The sequence below is a fragment of the Thalassospira sp. ABL2_045 genome (assembly GCF_056161285.1).
Genome location: NZ_JBSWYV010000011.1, coordinates 111573 through 132610, shown reverse-complemented (window position 1 = coordinate 132610; position 21038 = coordinate 111573). Strand labels below are relative to the sequence as shown.

Genomic DNA, 21038 nt, shown 5'->3' with positions numbered 1-21038 from the left:
ATCATTGGTCCTGTGCTGTATGAAACGGGTCGGTCTTGGCGACCAGTTCGGAAAACTTCTTCATGAACGGTGCGTGTTCCGCGCCGAGATAGTGATAGAGCGGCAGGACGGAAATGGTTTCCTCGATCACCGGTGCCGGGGTGTCGCCCAGAATGCCTTTTGCGATCATGTCGTCGTTATTGGTATCCGCTGCGAGGAAGCGCGTGACGCGGCCATTTGCATAGGCGTCATGCAGTTCGGTGTTAAACATCATCGGCTTGTTCGGGATACCGGTCTTGGCGGTTTTAGTTTTGGCGAACTTTTCTTGCCAGATCACACCCAGCGTAAAGGCAATCGGCGTTTGCGGATCATGGTCATTCGGATTGCGCCACAGCCGGTTTGATATCTCGCGCAAGGGCACGGATGAGCGGACAAACGCACGTGAGTAGGTCTTTTCTGCGGGAATGGCGCGCAGCAACTCCCCATCCACCAGACCTTCGTTGAAATGTAGCGGGCCACGGCGCCCGGGTAGTTTGACCACCTGAAGCGGGCAGCCCAGATCGGCATATATTTTTTGCAGGATCACAATCGCCTTTTGCGACATCGGTTCGTTTTCGATATAGGCAATTTTTTCGGGACACTTGTAGTCCGCCTCATCGGCCAAGGCGCTTGAGCTGATCGCAGGCAGGAGGGTGACAAAGGCAAGTGCAACGCGCGACACATACCGCACTGCTTGATGGCGGCTTTTCATGAAATGCCCGAAAGTCGGGTTAGGCGGAGTTTTACGGCACGACATCGGTGCAATCCGGTGATACTTGCGCAGTCATTGGTGTGGGTTGAGCTGCGCTTTCTGTTTGCACCTTAACGGTGAACGCGATTCTTTCCTAGGGAATTGAAATGCAGGATGTCGGCGTGTGGGCCAGATCCTCCGGGGTTGCGTTGGGGGCTTTAAAATGTTCTGATCGCGCCGCCTTGAAAACAGGGCAAATTTTTGCTGCGCCGCACAGGTGCCAAAGGGCAAAAATCGTGACATTTCCGCGTCTTTTTTGATCTCCCTATTGACTTTGGACAGGCACTCCAATAAATGCTGTTAGCACTCGCCGGGGGTGAGTGCTAATACGGGCTCATCCCGGTTAGTCTTAGTTATTAACGAGCCTTAGCTTAAACACGGAGTTGTCTAAAATGAAGTTCCGTCCGCTGCATGATCGCGTCCTGGTACGTCGTGTCGAGTCCGACACCAAGACTGCCGGTGGCATCATTATTCCGGATACCGCCAAAGAAAAACCGCAGGAAGGCGAAGTCGTCGCTGTTGGTTCTGGCGTTCGCAAAGACGATGGCTCGGTTGCAGCCCTCGACGTCAAAGCAGGTGACAAAGTCCTGTTTGGCAAATGGTCGGGCACCGAAGTCAAGGTTGACGGCGAAGAGCTGTTGATCATGAAAGAATCCGACATCATGGGCATCATGGAATAAGTCAGCCCTTTGGGTGACTTAAGTCCACGTTCATCCGTCTCATAGAGAGGAAAGAATATTATGGCTGCTAAAGACGTAAAATTTTCCACCGATGCACGCGCTAAAATGCTGCGTGGCGTCGATATCCTGGCAGACGCTGTCAAGGTAACGCTTGGCCCGAAAGGCCGTAACGTTGTTATCGAAAAATCCTTCGGCGCACCGCGTGTGACCAAGGACGGTGTTTCGGTCGCCAAAGAAATCGAACTGACCGACAAGTTCGAAAACATGGGCGCACAGATGGTTCGCGAAGTCGCGTCGAAAACTGCCGATCTGGCAGGTGACGGCACCACGACCGCAACCGTTCTGGCACAGTCGATCGTTCGTGAAGGCAACAAGTCCGTTGCTGCCGGCATGAACCCGATGGACCTGAAGCGCGGTATCGACCTTGCGACTTCCAAAGTCATCGAATCGATTTCGAGCCGTGCACGTAAAGTTGCCGGTCGCGACGAGATCGCACAGGTTGGTAACATCTCCGCTAACGGTGACCGTGAAGTCGGCGACATGATCGCTGAAGCCATGGAAAAAGTTGGCAACGAAGGTGTTATCACCGTTGAGGAAGCCAAAGGCTTGCACACTGAACTCGACGTTGTCGAAGGCATGCAGTTCGACCGTGGTTACCTGTCGCCGTACTTCGTAACCAACCCGGAGAAAATGGTCGCAGAAATGGATGCTCCGTACATCCTGCTGTTCGACAAGAAAATCTCCTCGCTTCAGCCGATCCTTCCGCTGCTTGAGTCGGTCGTTCAGTCCGGCAAGCCGCTTCTGATCATTGCTGAAGACATCGAAGGCGAAGCTCTGGCAACCCTGGTTGTCAACAAGCTGCGCGGTGGTCTGAAAATCGCTGCTGTTAAAGCACCGGGCTTCGGCGACCGTCGTAAAGCCATGCTCGAAGACATCGCCATCCTCACCGGTGGTCAGGTTGTCTCCGAAGATCTCGGCATCAAGCTGGAGAACGTTACCCTCGACATGCTCGGTACCGCGAAATCGGTTACCATCACCAAAGAAGAAACCACCATCGTTGATGGTGCTGGTGAGAAAGCACAGATCGAAGCACGCGTTGGTCAGATCCGCGCCCAGATCGAAGAAACCACCTCTGATTACGATCGTGAAAAACTGCAGGAACGTCTTGCGAAACTCGCAGGCGGTGTTGCCGTGATCAAAATCGGTGGCGCTTCGGAAGTCGAAGTGAAAGAACGTAAAGACCGCGTTGACGATGCTCTGCACGCAACCCGCGCAGCTGTCGAAGAAGGCATTGTTGCTGGTGGTGGTACGGCTCTGCTGTACTCGGTCAAGGCACTCGAAGGTCTTGAAGGTGAAAACCATGACCAGACCATCGGTGTTGACATCGTTCGCCGTGCCCTGCAGGCACCGGTTCGCCAGATCGCTGAAAACGCCGGCGTAGACGGCGCGGTTGTTGCTGGCAAACTGCTTGAGCAGGACGACGTTGAGTTCGGTTACGACGCCCAGAAAGGCGAATACACCAACCTCGTCAAAGCTGGCATCATCGACCCGGCCAAAGTTGTTCGTACTGCCCTGCAGGACGCAGCATCGGTCGCAGGTCTGCTGATCACCACCGAATGCATGATCGCTGAGAAGCCGGACGATAGCCCGGCTGCTGGCGGCGCGCCTGACATGGGCGGCATGGGTGGTATGGGCGGCATGGGTGGCATGGGCTTCTAAGCCTCACCCAACCGACCAAGCACTACGAGAAGGGCTCCGCAATTGCGGAGCCCTTTTTGCTTTGGGTGTTCAGCGGTCCGGAAGTGCTAAGCACAAGTGCCTATTCAAGGCAGCTTTGATTACGGCCGTTTTCCTTGGCCTGATAAAGCGCATGGTCAGCACGCACAAGCACGTCCTCGGGGCTCTCGCCGCGTTGATAGCAGGCGATACCCGCACTCACGGTTACCAGGATATCCGTATCACCGACCGTCGTGGGGGATATTTCGATCCGTTCACGGATGCGTTCGGCGACAAACCGGGCAGCTTCCCCGTCCGTGTCGGGCAGCAGGACAACAAATTCCTCGCCGCCAAGACGGAAGAACAGCTTTTCCTCTTCAAACCGCAGCGTGTTGGACGCTGTGCTGGTGACATGCTGAAGCACAATCTCACCGGTATTGTGGCCATAGGTATCATTCACATGCTTGAAGTGATCGATATCGATCATCACCAGCGCATATGGCGTGCCAGTACGGCTGCTTTTGGCATGGATGCGTGCGATGCGGTCTTCGAAAGCTGCACGGTTTAACAGGCCGGTCAGCGGGTCGTGGAACGCCTCGAATTCAAGGTTCAGGTTATGCAGCTTCTGATGATGAATGTTCTTGAGCAGGCCGATGACCCGGACCGGGTTGTTGAACCTGTCTCGTTCCGTCACAGAGCCCGCATGGCTAAACCATTCCCAACGATCCGTGTCACCGATCTGGATGCGCGCATCGACCTCAAAGTACGGAGTATGCCCGGCAAGATGGGCATTAAGCGCCAGGTTGAACGCGTGACGGTCGTCTGAATGGATGCGCTGACGCAAGTCTTCGACATTGAGCTTCTCATCGTCATTTTCGATATCAAGCAGGCGATAGAAGCTGTCAGAGAAATAGCCGCGCTTCTCGGGAATGTTCCAGTCCCAAAGACCCTGACCCGCCGTGTCGAGGGCAAATTGCAGGCGCTGATCGAGTGCCTGTCTTTTCTGCTCGCTTGTGCGTTTGGCTTGCCGGTCGAGTTTGATCCGCAACAGAAACACCGCTGCAACGCCAACAATGACAATAGAAGCAATGATCGCGTTTTGTCGGGTCGAATAATAGGTCTCAAAGAACCGGTCGGTCGAGATCTGCAGATAAACCGTTAGCGGCAAGCCGGGCAGGTTGCTGTGCGACAGCACGAGGTTGTCTTCAATACGTGCTATATTGGCGTGAAGGGACGCTTCGCCATGATAGCTGTACCAGTAGCTGGTTTCTTCGGTCACGCTCAGCCAATCGGTGACGGTTTGGGCCAGGGCATACTGATTGGTCAGGATGTTCTCGCTGGCGGCACTGGCAACGCGAATTTTTGCCTCGGTCAGGAATTTCTCAAGCGAGGTGTTTTCATAGGGGCTGCCCACAGAAACCAAAACGATGACCACGCCGGCAAAGCTGCCATCTTCGCGCCAGATGCCGCGTTCGGTTGCGATTTCACTGGTTTTCAGGCCAAGGTCACCCGATTGCAGGAAAGCCGGTTCCACCCAGGCATCACGATGGCGCGTAAGTATTACATCGGTTTTCAGCATCCGCTCGGAGATGTTCTGAAAAACAAAACTGTCGGCGATTTTGCCATCTTCAGTTATGTGAATGAAGCCGCTGATGTCGCTGTCATCCTGAACAATGGCGGTCATCTGCCGGACAAGCGGATCGGGCATGGTGTCCGTTTCTGCCAGTCTGCGTGCCGCAATAAGGGCAACGCCATCTGCCTTTGTCAGAATGCTTGATAAGCTGTCAGCATAGGTCGAAATGCCAAATGCAGCGGTATCAACCGCCTTTTGGGACGCGATGCGATGTTCTGTCACCGTCTGATGGGCAAGCATGAACAGAACCCCCACCAGCAACCCGATCGACAGGAAGATGTTGAGGAATTCTTCGCCAAGGACCTGGCGCCAGTCATGGTGTTTGCGACGCGCGACACCCACAGTCAGTCATCCCCGTGTTGCGTAAGAATATCAAAGGTCTGCTCGGAGATGCCGATCTTCTCGGCCATTTCGCGCTGGTGCCCGGCGAGTGCCCGACGTACGCTATCTCGTTCGGCATCGCTTGGCGTTGTGACGACAACGCCATTGTCACGCAGCATGTCCATTGATTTTTCCTGATGGCGCACAGCAAGATCGCGGCCAGCCGAAATCATCCCGTCCCAGACATTGGTGATGACGCGTCGTTGGACATCGTCGAGGCGTTTCCAGATGTCACCGGAGATGATCGGCACATAGAACGGATAGTAGGAATGGCTGAGGAACGCATGCCGAATGCCATATTCCCAAAGGGACGCACTGACAACGGTGCTGCTTGTCGTCAAAAGGCCGTCAATTTCACCACGATCAAGTGCCTCCGGGACGTTGGGCCAGGGGATCAGCACCGGTTCGGCACCCAGGGTTGCAAGACGCAGCGCGTTTGCTTCGCCGCCGGCATAGCGAATGCGAAGTCCCTTGAGGTCCTCAAAGCTGCCAATGCGTTTGTTGCGGGTGAAAATATGGGCCGAGCCAAGGTCAAGCCATTTGCCAATCACCTTGACGTTCAGCTGTGCTTGCAGCGAATGATCAAGGGCCTGACCAACCGGACCGTCAACCAGTTTCCGGACGTCTTTAGCGCCAAGTCCCATAAAGCTCGGCAGCAGCAGCGCGTTCAGGTCGCTGCTATATTGCCCCAGATGCCAGACGCCGGGGGCGGCAATGGCAACGCGGGCGCTGGAAACGGCCTCGGCGACATCGCGGTCACTAAATGCCTTGGCAGAATGAATGACTTCGAAATGATGTTCGGGGATTTCGGCGTTAAGTGCCTCGGCATAGTTCAGCAAAAAGATCGTCTGAAAATGCGACGTCGTGTTTTCAGTCGAAATCTGGATATCCGCAGCCTTGGTCGGCGCGCCCCAAAACAACAGGGCCGCCAGGACTGTTAAAATCATTCCGGGCATTTTGTGGTAACTCGCCATGCAGCGCCAGACCGGGGAGGGCCGGGCAGATTTAGAATCATTCTTTCTTGGGGCGAAACTACCTTTGGTGTCAGGGAGGTGCCTTGACGCAAGTCAAAGCACCTATCCTTTTGTCTAGTTTTCCGGTTGGATGACCTTAACCCGTTTAACCGAAAAGCTTTTTCAGGTGACGCGGCTGGCACCGCAAATATTGCGGGGCGGCTTTGACCTCTGCGCCAAGGGTTGCAGCGGCATGCCACGGCCCGCGCGGATCATACAAAATACCACGCGCCAGTGCGATGGCGTCGGCCTGCCCGGTAAAGGTGATGGCCTCGGCCTGTTCGGCTTCGGTGATCAGGCCAACTGCGATTGTCGGCATCGAGACCTCCGACTTGATGCGCGCAGCAAAAGGCACCTGATAATTCGGGCCGAGCGGGATTTTCTGATCGATATGCAGGCCGCCAGAAGACACGTGGATAAAGTCACACCCGCGTTCTTCAAGCAATTTGGCAAGCGCCACGCTTTGGTCCAGATCCCAGCCATCCTCAACCCAGTCGGTTGCCGAAATCCGGATGCCGACCGGATAGTCGTCCCCGACGGCCGCACGGATGGCGTCATAAACTTCCAAAGCCAGGCGGGTGCGGTTTTCAAACGATCCGCCATACTCATCGTCGCGCTTATTGGCATGTGGCGACATGAATTGATGTAACAGGTAGCCATGTGCGCCATGAATTTCGATGGCGTCAAAGCCAAGACGAACAGAGCGTTTCGCACTTTCACCAAAGGCCGCAACGATTTCGGCAATCCCTGCCTTGGTGAGGCTTTCGGGAACCGGATCGCCATCCTTGAACGGGACGGCGGACGGGGCCACGACCTGCCAGCCATTTTCATGATCCGGGGACAGGGCATGGGCACCCAGCCATGGTTTTTCGCACGATGCCTTGCGCCCGGCATGGGCCAATTGAACGGCAATCGGCATGTCGGAATGGCTGCGCACTGCCGAAAGCGTACCGGCAAGGGCGGCTTCGGTTTCATCATCCCACAGGCCAACATCGCCATAGGTAATACGGCCGGCAGCCTCAACCGCGGTTGCTTCGATGATCAGAAGCCCGGCACCGGATTGCGCCAGGTTGCCCAGATGCATGTCATGCCACGGGGCTGTTTTGCCATCTACTGCGGAATACTGACACATCGGGGCGATAACAATGCGGTTGTCGAGTTCAAGCGACCCCAGTTTCAGGGGGGTAAATAGTGTGCTCATGACATTCGTCCTTTATTCGGGGGATGCGGCTGTGCGCATGACAATGACATGAAGCTATCGCGCAGGGGCATCATTCGCCAGTGCGAAACCAAATTATTTCAGTGATTGGAAGGGGTTGGTTGTGGCTTGAGAAAAATCGACGGAAAAATTCAAAAAAATGCATGACGATACTTGCGGAATTTTTCACCCGATCTATCTCAAGGTTGGAACGGGGCATGGTGCCCCGATACGCGTCAAGGTTGCAGCCTGGTCTGGACTGATGGCGCAAGATTACTCGTCTGTAATGGAGGGTACTATAATGACTGGTCTTCAGACTCTTAATGGATCCCGTCGTCTGTCTTCGGCACCGACCTATGGTGATCCTTTCACCCTACTTTCCCGTGATGTCGACCGCATGATCGGTTCGATCTTTGGCGACCGTACTGCTGCTTCGGCCAAGGCACCAGCAGAAGGCGCAGATGCAGCCAAGGCTGTGCTGAACCCCAAGATCGATATATATGACGGCGATGATCATTTTGAGCTTTTCGCCGAACTTCCCGGCGTGGATCAGGATGATGTCGATGTCGAAGTGCTCGACGGTGTTCTGACCATCACCGGTGAAAAGAAATTCAGCCGTGAAAGCACCGATGGTGCGCATGTTGTTGAACGCAGCTATGGCAGCTTCAAGCGGTCCTTCCGTCTGAATGATACCATTGATGCCGACAATATTTCCGCATCTTTCAAAAACGGTGTTCTGGTGCTCACTCTCCCGAAGGTAGCAGAACAGAAGCCTGCACCGCGCAAGATTGCGGTTTCCGGCTAAGGATTGTCTCTCCTCCCTCGTGAACTTCTCCCCTGATAGACTGACGGGCGGTTTTACCGCCCGTCTTTTTTTGTTTCTGTAAGCGATGTTGCGGGTTTGGCGCTATCGGCCCGCATATCCGCTGCACTGATCAAGGGGCATGTCAAACAGGCCGTTTTCATCAAACCGTTCAAGTGCCGCAGTCCAGGGGGCCAAGTCGATCTTCTGGGCTTTGAGCCAATCGGCATTGTAATAGGTGTCGCAATAGCGATCCCCGCCATCACACAGCAAGGTCACGACCGACCCAGTCTGCCCGGCGGTTTTCATTTCCGAGATCAGCGACAGGGTGGCAATCAGGTTGGTGCCGGTCGAACCGCCACAGCGCCGTCCAAGATGCTTTTCAAGATAATAAAGGGCCGCAAAGCTTGCCGCATCGGGGATGCGATACATGCGATCAACGACGGTTGGGTTGAAGCTTGGCTCAACGCGGGGGCGGCCAATGCCTTCAACGCGCGAACCCATGCTGTTGGTGACCGAACAGTCGCCGGTTTCATAGCCATCATAAAAGACCGAGTTTTCCGGATCGGCAACGCACAGCTCGCAGCCCTGACCCAAGCTTCGGCCGTAACGGATATAGCGCCCGACTGTTGATGACGTGCCACCGGTCCCGGCACCGACCACGACCCAGCGCGGGATCGGGTGGGTTTCGCGTTTGAGCTGATCAAAGATGCTTTCGGCAATGTTGTTATTGCCGCGCCAGTCGGTCGCGCGTTCGGCATAGGTGAACTGGTCCATGTAATGGCCGCCCAGTTCACGTGCCAGGCGTTGGGATTCTGCGTAAATCTCGCCGCTATGGTCAACCAGATGGCTTTCGCCGCCATAAAAGGCGATCTGATCGATTTTCTGCTGCGATGTCGATTTGGGCATCACTGCGATAAAGCGCAGTCCCAGAAGTTTGGCAAAATAGGCTTCCGACACGGCGGTCGAGCCACTGGATGCTTCGATGATCGGAGTGTCCTTGGTAATCCAGCCATTACACAGCCCATACAAAAACAGCGAGCGTGCCAGACGATGCTTGAGGCTGCCGGATGGATGGGTCGACTCATCTTTCAGATACAGACCGATATCGCCAAGCTTTGGCAGATCAAGGCGGATCAGATGGGTGTCGGCAGACCGGTTGAAATCGGCTTCAATCGTGCTGATGGCATCTGCCACCCATTGGCGGTCATAGGGCATGAAACATCCTGACTCTGGTTGGATCACTTTTGGGGCATGGTTGGGGCAGGGAGCGGGCCTGACCCGGAATTGCGATCTGTTTAGGTCAAAATAATACAAAAAACGACAGTAAAATTGTGTCGATACATTCAGTGCAGGTTGGTGCGGCCGGTCTGCTTACATCGATTTTCAACAGATTGGGCTTGCTAACACTTTTTTCAAAGCTAACCTTTATTGTACAAGGTTCTCGATTCTTCGATTTGACTGGATGGCTCGCAAATCATGGCTGACGACGATAAGGATCCGTTTAGCGTACGCATGGGTGCCTCGGACATCGGGGCGGCTTATGATGTGCCCGTGCGCGTATCAACGGTGATTGGCAAAAGCCAGATTCAGGTCGCGCAATTGATGCGCCTGACCCGTGGTGCAGTGCTCGAACTGGACCGCCGTGTCGGTGAGCCGGTCGATATCTATGTCAATAACCGGCTGGTCGCCCGTGGTGAACTGGTGGTGGTGGATGAAAACCTTGGTGTGACCATCACCGAAGTTGTCAAAAGCGGCATGGTTATCGAGACCCACCACTAATCTTTCAAAACTTGAAGATCACGAAGCGTTTGCCAGCCTAAAGCAGGCTTTCGGCAGCTAAGCGTTTGTCGACGCGTGCGATTTCTTCGGGACGCAGGCGCGGTTCGAGTGCGGCAATGGCCGCATGTGGATCAAGTGGTTCTTCCTCGCCAGCACCTGTCGGGAAGGTAATGGTGCCGCTTGCCGCACGCCGCAGCCAGTAATAGGCATCAGCGTAATTCTGTTTCAGACCCCAGCCGCGTTCAAGCAATGCCCCATACATGAACTGCCCGGCATGCATGTTTTCCTTTGCGGCAATTTCAAAGTGATGGGCTGCCTCGACAAAGTTCTGACGCACACCACGACCATGAAAATACTGCGTGCCAATCATATAGGCCGCATTGCCGTTATGCGGATCGATCTCAAGCGCACGCATGAAATATTTCGTGGCGCGAAAATGATCATAGTGCAGGCCATAGCCATTGAAATGCAGCAGCCCAAGGTAATAGACCGCCCCGCCATGATTGGCCGCGGCCGCCTTGGTGAACCAGTCGGCGGCCATGCCATATTCCGGTTTGCCAAGATCGCCGCGAAAATACATCAGACCCAGGGCATATTGGGCATAGGGATCGTCTTCCTTGGCCGCCAGTCGCCAATATGATTGCGCGCGCAGAAAGTCACCGGCCTGATAGGCATAATACCCGGTCTGGTATTCCTTGCTCATGCCAACGGCGTGGCTGCTTGTTGGAAGCAGCACACAGGCAAGCAGGGCAAGGATGAGAAGGGGGCGTCGGCCGGAATGGCGGGCCGAAGGAGAGCGCGTCACGTTACGGAACCATCAGGAATTTGTTTTAAAGAGCGGCACGACCTTGCGGGCGCGTTTTTCGATGGCTTCAAGCACATTGATGATGTCTGAGCTTTGTTTGATGCGTTCACCACTGTGCAGAGCGACAAACTGTCCGGCGTTTTTATGTTCGCTGCCCAATTTGATGACCGTGAAAAGCGGGGTTTCGTGGGTGGAGCGGAAAATGGAAAACATTGCCATCCCGTCAAGATGATCGATGGCATAATCCTTCCAGGCACCGCTGGCAACCTGTCTTGAATAGGTGTTCATGAGTTTCATCAGTTCAGTCCGGTCAAAATGCACAAAGCTCTTGGCTTTGCGGTACTTTGCCAAATCGAACAATGTTCCCATGGGTTACTCCGCCAGCGTGTGTCCGTGGTTATCATCCGGCCCCAAGGCGTGATGACAACCATGTGACACGGTAGCGCGGATTGACCGATGCCTCAAGTTTCAATGGATGAAATGCACAGCAAACAGTAAGCGTGCTTACAGGCTGCGCGAACGGGTCGGGGGCCAGTCAACGGTCTGTGCCCCGGTGTTATAGGGATCGGGCGTACGATAGCAGCTGACCGCAGCCAACGAACGATAGCAATAAAGCGGTGTTTCCGGGACCGGATCCTTTTTGCAATAGGATTTGCCATCAATCTTGCGGATGGTCGAGCAATCCTGACCGGTCGAAAGCGACACCGCATGGTCAATCAGGGTCTTGTCGGAATTCACAATGCTGATCACATCAAAGGCCAGATACCACTCACCGCCGGTAAAAATGCTGGTGCCGACAATGTCAGACATCGTCGTGCTGCAACCCGAAACGGTCGATCCCATGACGGCGGCAAACAGCCCGGCAAGAATACGCTGTCGGATAATGCGCCGTTTTGAGGCCTTTGTATGTGCAATCTCGCGACGTTTCATTGTGGTCTCCGTCCGCGCACCGGGCAATTATGACCGATGACAAGTTCAAATCTGTTCCCTTGCCAGATGTATAAGCAAGCCCTGTGCCGAACCGAATGTAAGCCGTGCATAAAAGGCCATATGGCATTCCATCGCCGCGTTTTCAGCCGGTTTTGGCAATATCAACGCCCGCCAGGGTGTTTGTGATGCTGCCCGGCAAAGCTTTCAAAGCGGTTTAAAAGCATTAATCTCAGAGGGCATTTTTGTAACGGGCAGGCAATTCTTTCCCGCCCTGATATCTCTGCCCGAATTGGGCCATATCGGCCTGATAGCAACGACATTTGTGATGTTGTCACCCCGCTTATGTCAGTGACGGGTGAAAATAATCATAGGAAAGACCCGATTGGTGTCGAGCAGACTTGACCCTGTACCCGCTGGCGCGTTAAATCCTTGCCAGAATTTTTTCAGATAAGCGGGCAGGTTGCCCGCTTTATTGTGACCGGATTGGAGCCGTTTTCGTGGTTGATATTTTCCAGGAAGTCGAAGAAGACCTGAAGCGTGAACGCAGCGAAGAGCTGTGGCGCAAATACGGGAAATACGTGATCGGCGTTGCCGCGGCCATCGTTCTGGGTGTTGCCGGTCGTGAAGGCTGGAAAACCTATGAAACCAGCACCAGCATCGAAAACGGTACCCGTCTTGCCAATGCTGTCGAGCTGGCACAGGACAGCGCAACCGATCAGGACGCCGCACTGGCTGCCCTTGATGCGATCATTGCCGATGGCAATGCCGACTTTGTCGCGCTTGGCCATTTCCAGAAGGCGGCGGTTTATCTGCGCGCCGATGCGGTTCCGTCGGCGGTGAAAGAACTCGAAGCCGTTGCCGGTAATTCCGACATTGATCAGGTTTACCGTGATCTTGCCGTGGTTCAGATTGCGATGAACAGCGCGAGTGCCAGCAATGCGCAGGACCTGATTGCGCGTCTGGAGCCGATCGCGGTGCCGGAAAATGCCTGGTACTACTCGGCACGTGAAATGATTGCGCTCCTGCACATCGCCGGTGGCGAGGTAGAGGCCGCCAAGCCGCTTCTGACCGAGATCGCAGACGATAACAGTGCGCCGCAGGGCATGCGCGCACGGGCAAGTGAAATTCTCAAGGCTGTTGGTGCCTGACATCACCCGGGCAGCAATGGGGCGTGATGATCGCTCCATATGACGTGAGTTCTTTCAGGGGAAACGGTTTTGACCACACGCGGTATTAAGTCACTTCTGTGCGTAATCGGCATGACAGGCCTTTTGGCAGGGTGTTCAAGCTGGCTTGGCGAGGCAGAAGACCCGCCGCTTCCGGGCGAGCGTATTTCCGTCCTTGCCCTGCAAAGCACGGTTCAGCCCGATGTGGCGCTCAGCGATCAGCGCGTGATCCTGCCCGAACCCGAACCGATGATCGACTGGCCGCAGAATGGCGGCTATCCGAGCCACGCCCTTCATCACGTCGGTCTTGATAACGAAGTTCTCGAACAGGACTGGTCGATTGATATCGGCGAAGGGTCGATGGATGACAACCTTCTGCTCAATCAGGCGATTGTCGCACGCGGTGTGATCTTTACCATTGATGCGGCGGCCGAAGTCCGCGCCTATGCCGCAACCTCGGGCAAGGAAATCTGGTCGCTTGAACTGGCCCCTGAGGACGAAGAAGACAGCACCCTTCTGGGCGGTGGCCTGGCCTATGAAGCCGGTGTCATCTATGCCACGACGGGCTTTGCTGAAATCATTGCCATTGATGCGCCGAGTGCCACGGTTCTGTGGCGTCAGCAGGTCAGCGCACCGATGCGTTCCGCACCGACGGTGCGCGGTGGCCGTGTCTTTGCCATTACCATTGATAACCAGACTGTTGCGCTGAATGCGCGCACGGGTGAAAACCTCTGGAACCACCGTGGTGCAGCCGAAGGCGCATCCTTCATTGGTGGTGCCAGCCCGGCGGTTGATCAGGGTGTGGTCATTTCGGCCTATTCGACGGGTGAGCTTTATGCCCTTCGCGTGGAAAACGGTCAGGTGATCTGGTCGGATGCGCTCGCGGCTGCTGGTCGTACCGATGCGGTGTCGGCGATTGCCGATATTCGCGGCCTGCCGGTGATTGATAATGATCTGGTGATCGCGACAAGTAACTCTGGCCTGACCACTGCGATTGACCTGCGTACCGGTTATCGCGTTTGGGAATTGGAGGCCGGTGGCATTCAGTCGCCATGGGTGGCCGGCGAATATGTATACCTGCTAACCAATACAAATGACTTGATTGCCTTGCGTCGGAAGACCGGACAGGTTAAATGGGTCACCGTTCTGCCCCGTTATACCGATCCCGAGGATCAGGAAGGCCCGATTGTCTGGACAGGGCCGGTTCTGGCCGGTGACAGGTTGATCGTTGGTAACGAGCAGGGCGAAGTAATGACTGTTTCCCCTTATAGCGGTGATATCCTCGGTCAGGATGAAGTATCCGGCCCGATCACATTGCCGCCATCTGTTGCCGGTGACAGCCTTTACTTCCTGACTGCGGATGCCGATCTAATCGCATATCGCTGATCGGTCAGGAACGAACACAGTTTTCGCAAGGTTTCCTTGCAGGTTTTTGCGATGCGCCGTGGGCCCGAATGCCCGCGGCGCATAACGCCTTTTATAACGAGAGTCTGAAAATCAGATGTCGCTGAAAGTTGCCATTATCGGTCGCCCCAATGTCGGGAAGTCGACCTTGTTTAACCGTCTGGTCGGCAAAAAGCTGGCACTTGTGGACGATCAGCCCGGCGTGACCCGTGACCGCCGTTACGGCAAGGCGCGCCTTGGCGATATGTCGTTTGACATTATCGACACCGCCGGTCTGGAAGAAGCGTTTGATAATTCCGTCGAAGGCATGATGCGCCAGCAAAGTGAAATGGCGTTTGAGGAATGCGACGTTGCGCTGTTCCTGATTGATGCCCGTGCCGGTCTGACGCCGCTTGATAACCACTTTGCCGATTGGCTGCGCAAACGCCACAAGCCGGTTTATGTCATTGCCAACAAACACGAAGGCAAGGACCAGGATCCCGGCCTGTATGAGGCATATGGTCTTGGCCTTGGTGATGTTGCACCGATCTCGGCCGAGCATGGCCTGGGCATCGAGCTGCTCTATGACATGCTGGAGCCGCACTGGAAAGAATGGAAAGACCGCGAACGGGTTGCCAAACAGCATGCCCGTGAGGCCGAGGAAGAAGCCGCCATCGAAGATGATTTCGACGATGAAGATGGTTTTGCCGAGGACGAAGGCGAAGTCTTCCCGTCCTATGAGATCGAATTCAGCGAAGATGACGAAGATGAAGACGGTGAACTGATCGACGAAGGTCCGCGTGACAATTCGAAAATCCAGCTCGCCATCGTCGGGCGTCCGAATGCCGGTAAATCAACGCTTCTCAACCAGCTTCTCGGTGAAAACCGTGTGATGACCGGCCCGCAGGCCGGGCTGACCCGTGATTCCATTGCGGTTGACTGGTCTTATGACGGACGGCCGATCCGTTTGGTCGATACGGCGGGTATGCGGCGTAAGAAGAAGATCGATGACCGCGTTGAAAAGCTGTCGGTTGCCGATACGCTGCGCGTGATCCGCTATGCGCAGGTCGTGGTTCTGATGATCGATGCGACCAATACGCTTGATAAGCAGGATCTGACGATTGCACGCATGGTGCTTGAAGAGGGCCGCGCGCTGATCATTGCGGTCAACAAGTGGGATGCGATCAAGGACAAGGCGGGCGTCATGCAGGAACTGCGTGACAAGCTTGATGTGTCCTTTGCGCAGGCCAAGGGCATTCCGGTCCTGACCTTCTCCGCGCTGACCGGGCGCGGCACCGATCGCCTAATGCCCACGGTCCTTGATATCCACGATATCTGGAGCCGGCGTATCTCGACATCGCAGCTTAACCGCTGGCTTGAAGCGACCACCGAACGCCATCTGCCGCCGGTCATTTCCGGGCGTCGTATTCGCCTGCGCTATATGACCCAGGCGAAATCGCGTCCGCCAAGCTTCTTTATCAACTGCTCCAAGGCAGCTGAACTGCCCGAAAGCTATACGCGCTATCTGATCAATGGCCTGCGCGAAGATTTCGACATGCCGGGTGTTCCGATCCGCATCTATCTGCGCAGCAGCGACAACCCGTTCGCCAACAAGAAAAAGAAACGCTAGTTTCGAACTTCTTGCCAAACAGAACAAAGCCGCCCTCGGAGACGATGGGCGGCTTTTTCGTGCGGTGAATACGTTTTGCGGGATTTACTTGATCGCGGCAGACGGGCCGTTATCGATGATTTCCTTGATATGGTCAGGCAGGTCGTCTTCGGTGAAGCCTTCCTGAATTTCGCCGTTCTGCACAAAGGCAAAAATATCGGCGATGTCCTGACCGGAAAAATCGATCTGATAGCCCAGATCAGCCTGCTGGAGTGCCAGCATCTGATGTGCGCCGCGCCACATGCGCGCAAAGAACTCAAATGGCTCACGCGCGATATTCATGTTTGAGGCATCAAGGCTGGTCGCGGTGTTGCTGCCGACATTGTTGACCGAATGACAAATCACACAACCGCGCTCGGCAAATAGGGTTTTGCCGCGTTCGGCATCCATCTTGGGAAGGGCAACGGGTGAGGTATCGTTTTCTGCCGCTGTGGCGCTTGTGATGGTTGTGGCGCCGCCAAGGGTGACAAGCATGGCAACGACGCCCATTGGGCGGGTAAATCTGGAAAGACAGGCCGAATTCATAAAGTGCCGTGCTCCGATGCCGGTGGCGGGATGGTATTTAGCCCATGCTATCGGGCAAACACCAGTTATGGCAATGCCTTGATCCGCTTTTTATGTCCAATTTCGATGGGCTGTGGTTAGGTATGAAAAAGGGCCCGCTCGGGGCCCTTGATTTTGAGGTACTTGTTCGTGATCAGGATGCGTTGACCACTTCACCATGTTTGGTGCAGGACGCTTCTGCCAGATCGACGAAGACATCGGTGATGCTTTCGGGTGTCGGAAGCGTTTCGGGGTCTTCGCCCGGATAGGCTTCGGCGCGCATTTTGGTACGGATGCGGCCTGGATTGACCAGGTTGACCTTGACCTTGGTTTCTTCGAGTTCCTGCGCATAGGACAGAACAAGGCTTTCAAGTGCCGCCTTGGTCGAGGCATAAAGCCCCCAGAAGGCACGTCCCTTGGAGGAAGCGTTCGAGGTCACGAAGATTGCCCGACCGGCATCAGAAAGCTGCAAAAGCTTGTCGGTCGTGCGGATCAGGTGGAAGTTTGCCGTGACGTTGGTGGCATAGGTGTTCTGGAATACCTGCGTATCAATGTGACCCACCGGGGCGATTTCGCCCAGGAGACCGGCATTGCCCACCACGATGTCAAGCTTGCCGAACCGCTCATAGATCGTCGGGCCGAGGATGTCGATCTTGTCAAACATGGTCAGATCCAGCGGCAGCAGGGTGATCTTGCCGCCAGCATCGGTGACGTCGTCGCTCAGTTCTTCGAGCGCGCCGACATTGCGGCCAACGGCAATCACATGCGCGCCCTCGGCAGCAAAGCGTTTGGCAACTGCACACCCGATACCATGCGACGCCCCGGTGATCAGGGCGACGCGACCTTCAAGCCGCTTGCTATCGGTCATGCGGACTGCCTTTCCACCAGCTGGGTGAGCTTGCGGTCCTTGTTTTCGGCATTGTGATCGGTGAGCTTGATCGGGTAATCGCCGGTAAAGCAGGCATCACAGAACGCCGGATCATCATTGTCGCGGCCCGGAAGGCCGGTCGCGCGATACAGGCCATCAATGGTGACAAAGGCCAGGCTGTCGACGCCAATGATCTTCGCCATGCTTTCAATGTCGTGGTTGGCCGCCATCAGTTTGTCCTTGGACGGGGTATCAACGCCATAGAAGCACGGGTTCATGGTCGGCGGGCTGGTGATGCGCATATGCACCTCTGCCGCACCGGCCTGACGGACCAGATCAACGATCTTGGTCGAAGTGGTGCCACGCACGATCGAGTCATCAACCAGAATAACGCGCTTGCCCTTGAGTTTGCCTGGGTTGGCGTTGTGTTTCAGCTTCACGCCAAGGTGGCGGATCTGATCGGTCGGCTCAATGAAGGTACGCCCGACATAATGGTTACGGATGATGCCCAGTTCGAACGGGATGCCGCTTTCCTCGGCATAACCAAGCGCAGACGGCACGCCGGAATCCGGGATCGGCACGACAACGTCGGCATCAACCGCCGATTCAATGGCGAGTTCGCGACCGATATTCTTGCGCACGTCATAGACGCTTGTGCCTTCGACGATGCTGTCGGGGCGGGCGAAATAGACATGTTCGAAAATGCAGAAGCGCGATTTTTGCGGCTTGAACGGCTTGATCGAACGCAGGCCATCATCGGTGATTTCAACGATCTCGCCCGGTTCGACGTCGCGGATGAATTCCGCGCCAACGATATCAAGGCCAACCGTTTCCGATGACAGGATATAGGCGTCATTAAGCTTGCCCAGAACCAGCGGACGGACACCCAGCGGGTCACGCACACCAATCAGTTTCTTTTGGGTCATGACGACCAGCGAATAGGCGCCTTCAACCTGGCGAACCGCATCGATCAGACGATCGACGATCTTTTCATAAAGGCTGGTTGCGATCAGATGAATGAAGGTTTCGGTGTCCGAGGTCGATTGAAAAATCGAGCCACGCTTGACCAGCCGTTCCCGCACCGCAAGCGAGTTGGTCAGGTTGCCGTTATGGGCAATCGCCAGACCGCCGAATTCGAAATCGGCAAATAGCGGCTGCACATTGCGAAGGCCCTTGCCACCCGCTGTCGAGTAGCGAACATGGCCAACCGCACGGTGACCGGGCAGGCTTTTGATGACATCCTCGGATCCGAAGATATCGCCAACCTGGCCGGATGCCCGGTGTGCCGGAAAGTCTTCGCCGTCATAGGACACAATGCCTGCGGCTTCCTGTCCGCGATGCTGCAGGGCATGCAGACCAAGGGCCGTCAGTGCCGTCGCATCGGGGGAGCCAAATACGCCAAAGACGCCACATTCTTCACGTAGCTTATCGTCGTCAAATGGATTGGTGGTCAGCATGAGTGGGTTCCGCTCTCTCGCCGGTGGCGCACGGAATTCGTCACATTTACGAAACCCACACGCCTCACTCGTTGGTGGTCGCCTCGATCAGACGATCCAAATCATCGCGCGAGGGCCTTGTATACCCGTTTAGGGGCGCGGGTCCAGTCCCTTTTGGCTCCGGGCCAAGAAGTTGGCGATAGGTTCTTTCGTTCTCATCGGCCTCACGCTGAGCGCGCTCAAGCTCTTGGGCGGTGGTATCGAAAATTTCGTCAGGTGCCATGCGCATAATGAGGAAGGCACCTTCTTCGAGAACCGGGCGGGTGCGGGCATCGCGGACCCAATCGGGTTGCGAATCTGCCGGCAGCAACCACGACAGCGCCAGAAAACCGATACAAACGATCAACGCCCCGCGCACAAGCCCGAAAACAAAACCAAGCGTGCTATCAAGGCTATCGAGCCCGGAATTCTGCACCGCCCGGCCAATCCGCCCGCTGATGAACGAGAAAATCAAAAACGAAATCAGAAACAGACCAACCCCCGTCGCCAGATCGGCAATCAGTTCGGACGGGATCAGTTCACGCACGTAGGGGCGCGCGACCGGATAGCCATAAAGCGCAACAAGCCCGGCCCCGACCCAGCCCATCATCGAAAGCGTTTCGTGGATAAAACCGCGGAAAAAGGCAAAGATCCCCGAGATCAGCAAAATGCCGACAACAATCAGGTCAAACACATCACGTGCGCCAAGATCGGGAAGGGCGGAGAAATCCATCTATTCGTAAACCTTGTTCGTCAGTCCGGGTGGCGGGCGAGATCGCGGTAAAGGCGCTTAATACATGCCTTCGCGCGGACGCACCTTGTCGCGCACATCGTCGCCGAAGAGGTTTACCAAATCCTGAAGATGGCCGATTTCAACCTGATTGAGGCCCTTGATCGAGAGCTTCTTCTTGCCCTGCGTGCCGTTCTTGGGGGTATAGGCATTGCCAAAACCAAGTTTGGTGGCTTCTTTCAACCGCGATTCGAGCTGCCCGACCGGGCGAACCTCGCCCGAAAGGCCGATTTCGCCGACAATCACGGTTTCGTTTGGAACCGGGGCATCGGCAACGGCGGAAATCAGGGCGGCGGCAACCGCCATGTCGGCGGCCGGTTCGCCAACCCGCAAACCACCAGCAACATTCAGATACACATCAAACTGACTAAGCGGCAGGCCGCAACGGGCATCCAGCACGGCCAGAATCATGTTCATGCGCGCAGAGTCCCAACCAACGACCGCACGACGCGGTGTGGCAAGGGCGGATTGCGCAACAAGCGCCTGAATTTCAACCAGCATCGGGCGCGTGCCCTCAAGCCCGGCAAAGACGGCTGTGCCACTGACGGGCGAGTCACGGTCTGCCAGGAACAGGGCGGACGGGTTGGGGACCTCGACAAGGCCGCCATCGCCCATTTCAAACACGCCGATTTCATCGGTCGCACCAAAACGGTTTTTAACAGCACGCAGGATCCGGAACTGATGACCGCGTTCGCCTTCGAAATACAGAACCGTATCGACCATATGTTCCAGCACGCGTGGACCGGCAATCTGGCCTTCCTTGGTGACGTGACCAACCAGCAAGACGGCAAAACCCTTGCGCTTGGCAAGCCGGATCAGTTCCAGCGCACAGGCGCGGACCTGCGATACGGTGCCGGGCGCACTATCAAGCGTGTCAGCATACATGGTCTGGATGGAGTCAATCACCACCACGTCGTGATTGCTGGCTTCAAGGGTGGTGATGATGTCGCGCAGGCTGGTGGCGGCGGCAAAATCGACCTTGGATTTTTCAAGACCCAGACGGCTTGCCCGCATGCGGACCTGATCAACCGCTTCCTCGCCCGAGATATAAGCGCATTTATGCTTGGCGGCCATCGCACCGACGGCCTGCAAAAGGATGGTAGACTTACCAATCCCCGGATCGCCACCGACCAGGAGGGCCGACCCCGGCACAAGACCACCACCACAGGCGCGATCAAGTTCGGCAATACCACTGATCAGGCGTTTGGGGCTAGCGCTTTCGCCTTCAAGGGCGACGAAATCGATGGTCTTGCCCTTCGCCCCGCTGGCAATGCCGCCGGTGGCCTTGGGGCCGCTTTCAACGCGCTCTTCCTCGATGCTGTTCCATTCGCCGCAGGCATCACAGCGCCCGGTCCATTTGCGGTATTCGGCACCACAGTTTTGGCAGATGAAACGGCTTTGGGTTTTGGCCACAGAATGCTCCGCAGATCAGGGA

General features: G+C 55.8%; 20 protein-coding genes. 7 read left to right on the top strand and 13 right to left on the bottom strand.

Annotation, left to right across the window (positions count from 1 at the left end; genetic code table 11):
* Position 1: 1 nt before the first annotated feature.
* Positions 2-730: a hypothetical protein gene (locus ACXAIA_RS15745; protein ID WP_475350160.1), complete on the bottom strand. Its 729-nt coding sequence runs from the start codon at positions 728-730 to the stop codon at positions 2-4.
* 431 nt (positions 731-1161) lie between these two features.
* Between ACXAIA_RS15745 and groES the strand changes: the two genes are divergently transcribed.
* Complete coding sequence (groES, locus tag ACXAIA_RS15740) at positions 1162-1449, top strand: co-chaperone GroES (RefSeq protein WP_044827408.1); 288 nt, start codon at positions 1162-1164, stop codon at positions 1447-1449.
* Positions 1450-1509: 60 nt separating this feature from the next.
* Entirely contained in the window at positions 1510-3168 is a 1659-nt protein-coding gene (gene groL, locus ACXAIA_RS15735) for a chaperonin GroEL (protein ID WP_475350159.1), read from the top strand.
* Between the two features lie 100 nt (positions 3169-3268).
* Here groL and ACXAIA_RS15730 read toward each other — a convergent pair whose 3' ends face one another.
* The 3 genes from ACXAIA_RS15730 to ACXAIA_RS15720 form a co-directional block, all read right to left on the bottom strand.
* Complete coding sequence (locus tag ACXAIA_RS15730) at positions 3269-5140, bottom strand: sensor domain-containing diguanylate cyclase (protein ID WP_475350158.1); 1872 nt, start codon at positions 5138-5140, stop codon at positions 3269-3271.
* A 2-nt stretch (positions 5141-5142) separates the two neighbouring features.
* Positions 5143-6126, bottom strand: coding sequence for a TRAP transporter substrate-binding protein DctP (gene dctP / locus ACXAIA_RS15725; protein WP_475350157.1), 984 nt, complete (start codon positions 6124-6126; stop codon positions 5143-5145).
* 172 nt (positions 6127-6298) lie between these two features.
* Positions 6299-7393: an NADH:flavin oxidoreductase/NADH oxidase gene (locus ACXAIA_RS15720; RefSeq protein ID WP_475350156.1), complete on the bottom strand. Its 1095-nt coding sequence runs from the start codon at positions 7391-7393 to the stop codon at positions 6299-6301.
* Between the two features lie 298 nt (positions 7394-7691).
* Between ACXAIA_RS15720 and ACXAIA_RS15715 the strand changes: the two genes are divergently transcribed.
* Positions 7692-8195 carry an Hsp20/alpha crystallin family protein gene (locus ACXAIA_RS15715; protein ID WP_475350155.1) on the top strand — a complete coding sequence of 168 codons (504 nt, stop codon included), beginning with the start codon at positions 7692-7694 and terminating at the stop codon, positions 8193-8195.
* A 102-nt stretch (positions 8196-8297) separates the two neighbouring features.
* Here ACXAIA_RS15715 and ACXAIA_RS15710 read toward each other — a convergent pair whose 3' ends face one another.
* Entirely contained in the window at positions 8298-9410 is a 1113-nt protein-coding gene (locus ACXAIA_RS15710; RefSeq protein ID WP_475350154.1) for a PLP-dependent cysteine synthase family protein, read from the bottom strand.
* Positions 9411-9671: 261 nt separating this feature from the next.
* Here ACXAIA_RS15710 and fliN point away from each other — a divergent pair, with 261 nt between their 5' ends.
* Entirely contained in the window at positions 9672-9974 is a 303-nt protein-coding gene (gene fliN, locus ACXAIA_RS15705) for a flagellar motor switch protein FliN (protein ID WP_040823589.1), read from the top strand.
* Positions 9975-10011: 37 nt separating this feature from the next.
* Here the strand turns inward: fliN and ACXAIA_RS15700 are convergent, their stop codons facing one another.
* From ACXAIA_RS15700 to ACXAIA_RS15690, 3 genes are all read right to left on the bottom strand, one after another.
* Positions 10012-10779 carry a tetratricopeptide repeat protein gene (locus ACXAIA_RS15700; protein ID WP_475350153.1) on the bottom strand — a complete coding sequence of 256 codons (768 nt, stop codon included), beginning with the start codon at positions 10777-10779 and terminating at the stop codon, positions 10012-10014.
* A 12-nt stretch (positions 10780-10791) separates the two neighbouring features.
* Positions 10792-11148, bottom strand: coding sequence for a DUF2794 domain-containing protein (locus tag ACXAIA_RS15695; RefSeq protein ID WP_475350152.1), 357 nt, complete (start codon positions 11146-11148; stop codon positions 10792-10794).
* A 135-nt stretch (positions 11149-11283) separates the two neighbouring features.
* Positions 11284-11709 carry a hypothetical protein gene (locus ACXAIA_RS15690; protein ID WP_475345513.1) on the bottom strand — a complete coding sequence of 142 codons (426 nt, stop codon included), beginning with the start codon at positions 11707-11709 and terminating at the stop codon, positions 11284-11286.
* Positions 11710-12206: 497 nt separating this feature from the next.
* On the opposite strand from ACXAIA_RS15690, the gene ACXAIA_RS15685 reads away from it, so the two are divergent.
* The 3 genes from ACXAIA_RS15685 (at position 12207) to der (ending at position 15888) form a co-directional block, all read left to right on the top strand.
* Positions 12207-12857 carry a tetratricopeptide repeat protein gene (locus ACXAIA_RS15685; RefSeq protein WP_475350151.1) on the top strand — a complete coding sequence of 217 codons (651 nt, stop codon included), beginning with the start codon at positions 12207-12209 and terminating at the stop codon, positions 12855-12857.
* A 69-nt stretch (positions 12858-12926) separates the two neighbouring features.
* Complete coding sequence (locus ACXAIA_RS15680) at positions 12927-14261, top strand: PQQ-like beta-propeller repeat protein (protein ID WP_475350150.1); 1335 nt, start codon at positions 12927-12929, stop codon at positions 14259-14261.
* Between the two features lie 115 nt (positions 14262-14376).
* The gene (gene der / locus ACXAIA_RS15675; protein ID WP_475345516.1) at positions 14377-15888 is read left to right on the top strand and encodes a ribosome biogenesis GTPase Der; all 1512 of its coding nucleotides are present in this window, start codon (positions 14377-14379) and stop codon (positions 15886-15888) included.
* Positions 15889-15972: 84 nt separating this feature from the next.
* Here the strand turns inward: der and ACXAIA_RS15670 are convergent, their stop codons facing one another.
* The 5 genes from ACXAIA_RS15670 to radA all read right to left on the bottom strand — a co-directional run bounded on the left by ACXAIA_RS15670 (position 15973) and on the right by radA (position 21016).
* Positions 15973-16452 carry a c-type cytochrome gene (locus tag ACXAIA_RS15670; RefSeq protein WP_475350149.1) on the bottom strand — a complete coding sequence of 160 codons (480 nt, stop codon included), beginning with the start codon at positions 16450-16452 and terminating at the stop codon, positions 15973-15975.
* Between the two features lie 172 nt (positions 16453-16624).
* The gene (locus tag ACXAIA_RS15665; RefSeq protein WP_475350148.1) at positions 16625-17338 is read right to left on the bottom strand and encodes an SDR family NAD(P)-dependent oxidoreductase; all 714 of its coding nucleotides are present in this window, start codon (positions 17336-17338) and stop codon (positions 16625-16627) included.
* Positions 17335-18795: an amidophosphoribosyltransferase gene (purF, locus tag ACXAIA_RS15660; protein WP_475345519.1), complete on the bottom strand. Its 1461-nt coding sequence runs from the start codon at positions 18793-18795 to the stop codon at positions 17335-17337. Before purF ends, ACXAIA_RS15665 begins: the two co-directional genes overlap by 4 nt.
* 64 nt (positions 18796-18859) lie before the next feature.
* Positions 18860-19546 (bottom strand): CvpA family protein, encoded by a 687-nt coding sequence (locus ACXAIA_RS15655; RefSeq protein WP_475350147.1) that lies wholly within the window; start codon positions 19544-19546, stop codon positions 18860-18862.
* A gap of 57 nt (positions 19547-19603) precedes the next feature.
* A complete protein-coding gene (gene radA, locus ACXAIA_RS15650; RefSeq protein WP_475350146.1) occupies positions 19604-21016 on the bottom strand; it encodes a DNA repair protein RadA in 1413 nt (470 codons plus the stop codon).
* Positions 21017-21038: the final 22 nt, after the last annotated feature.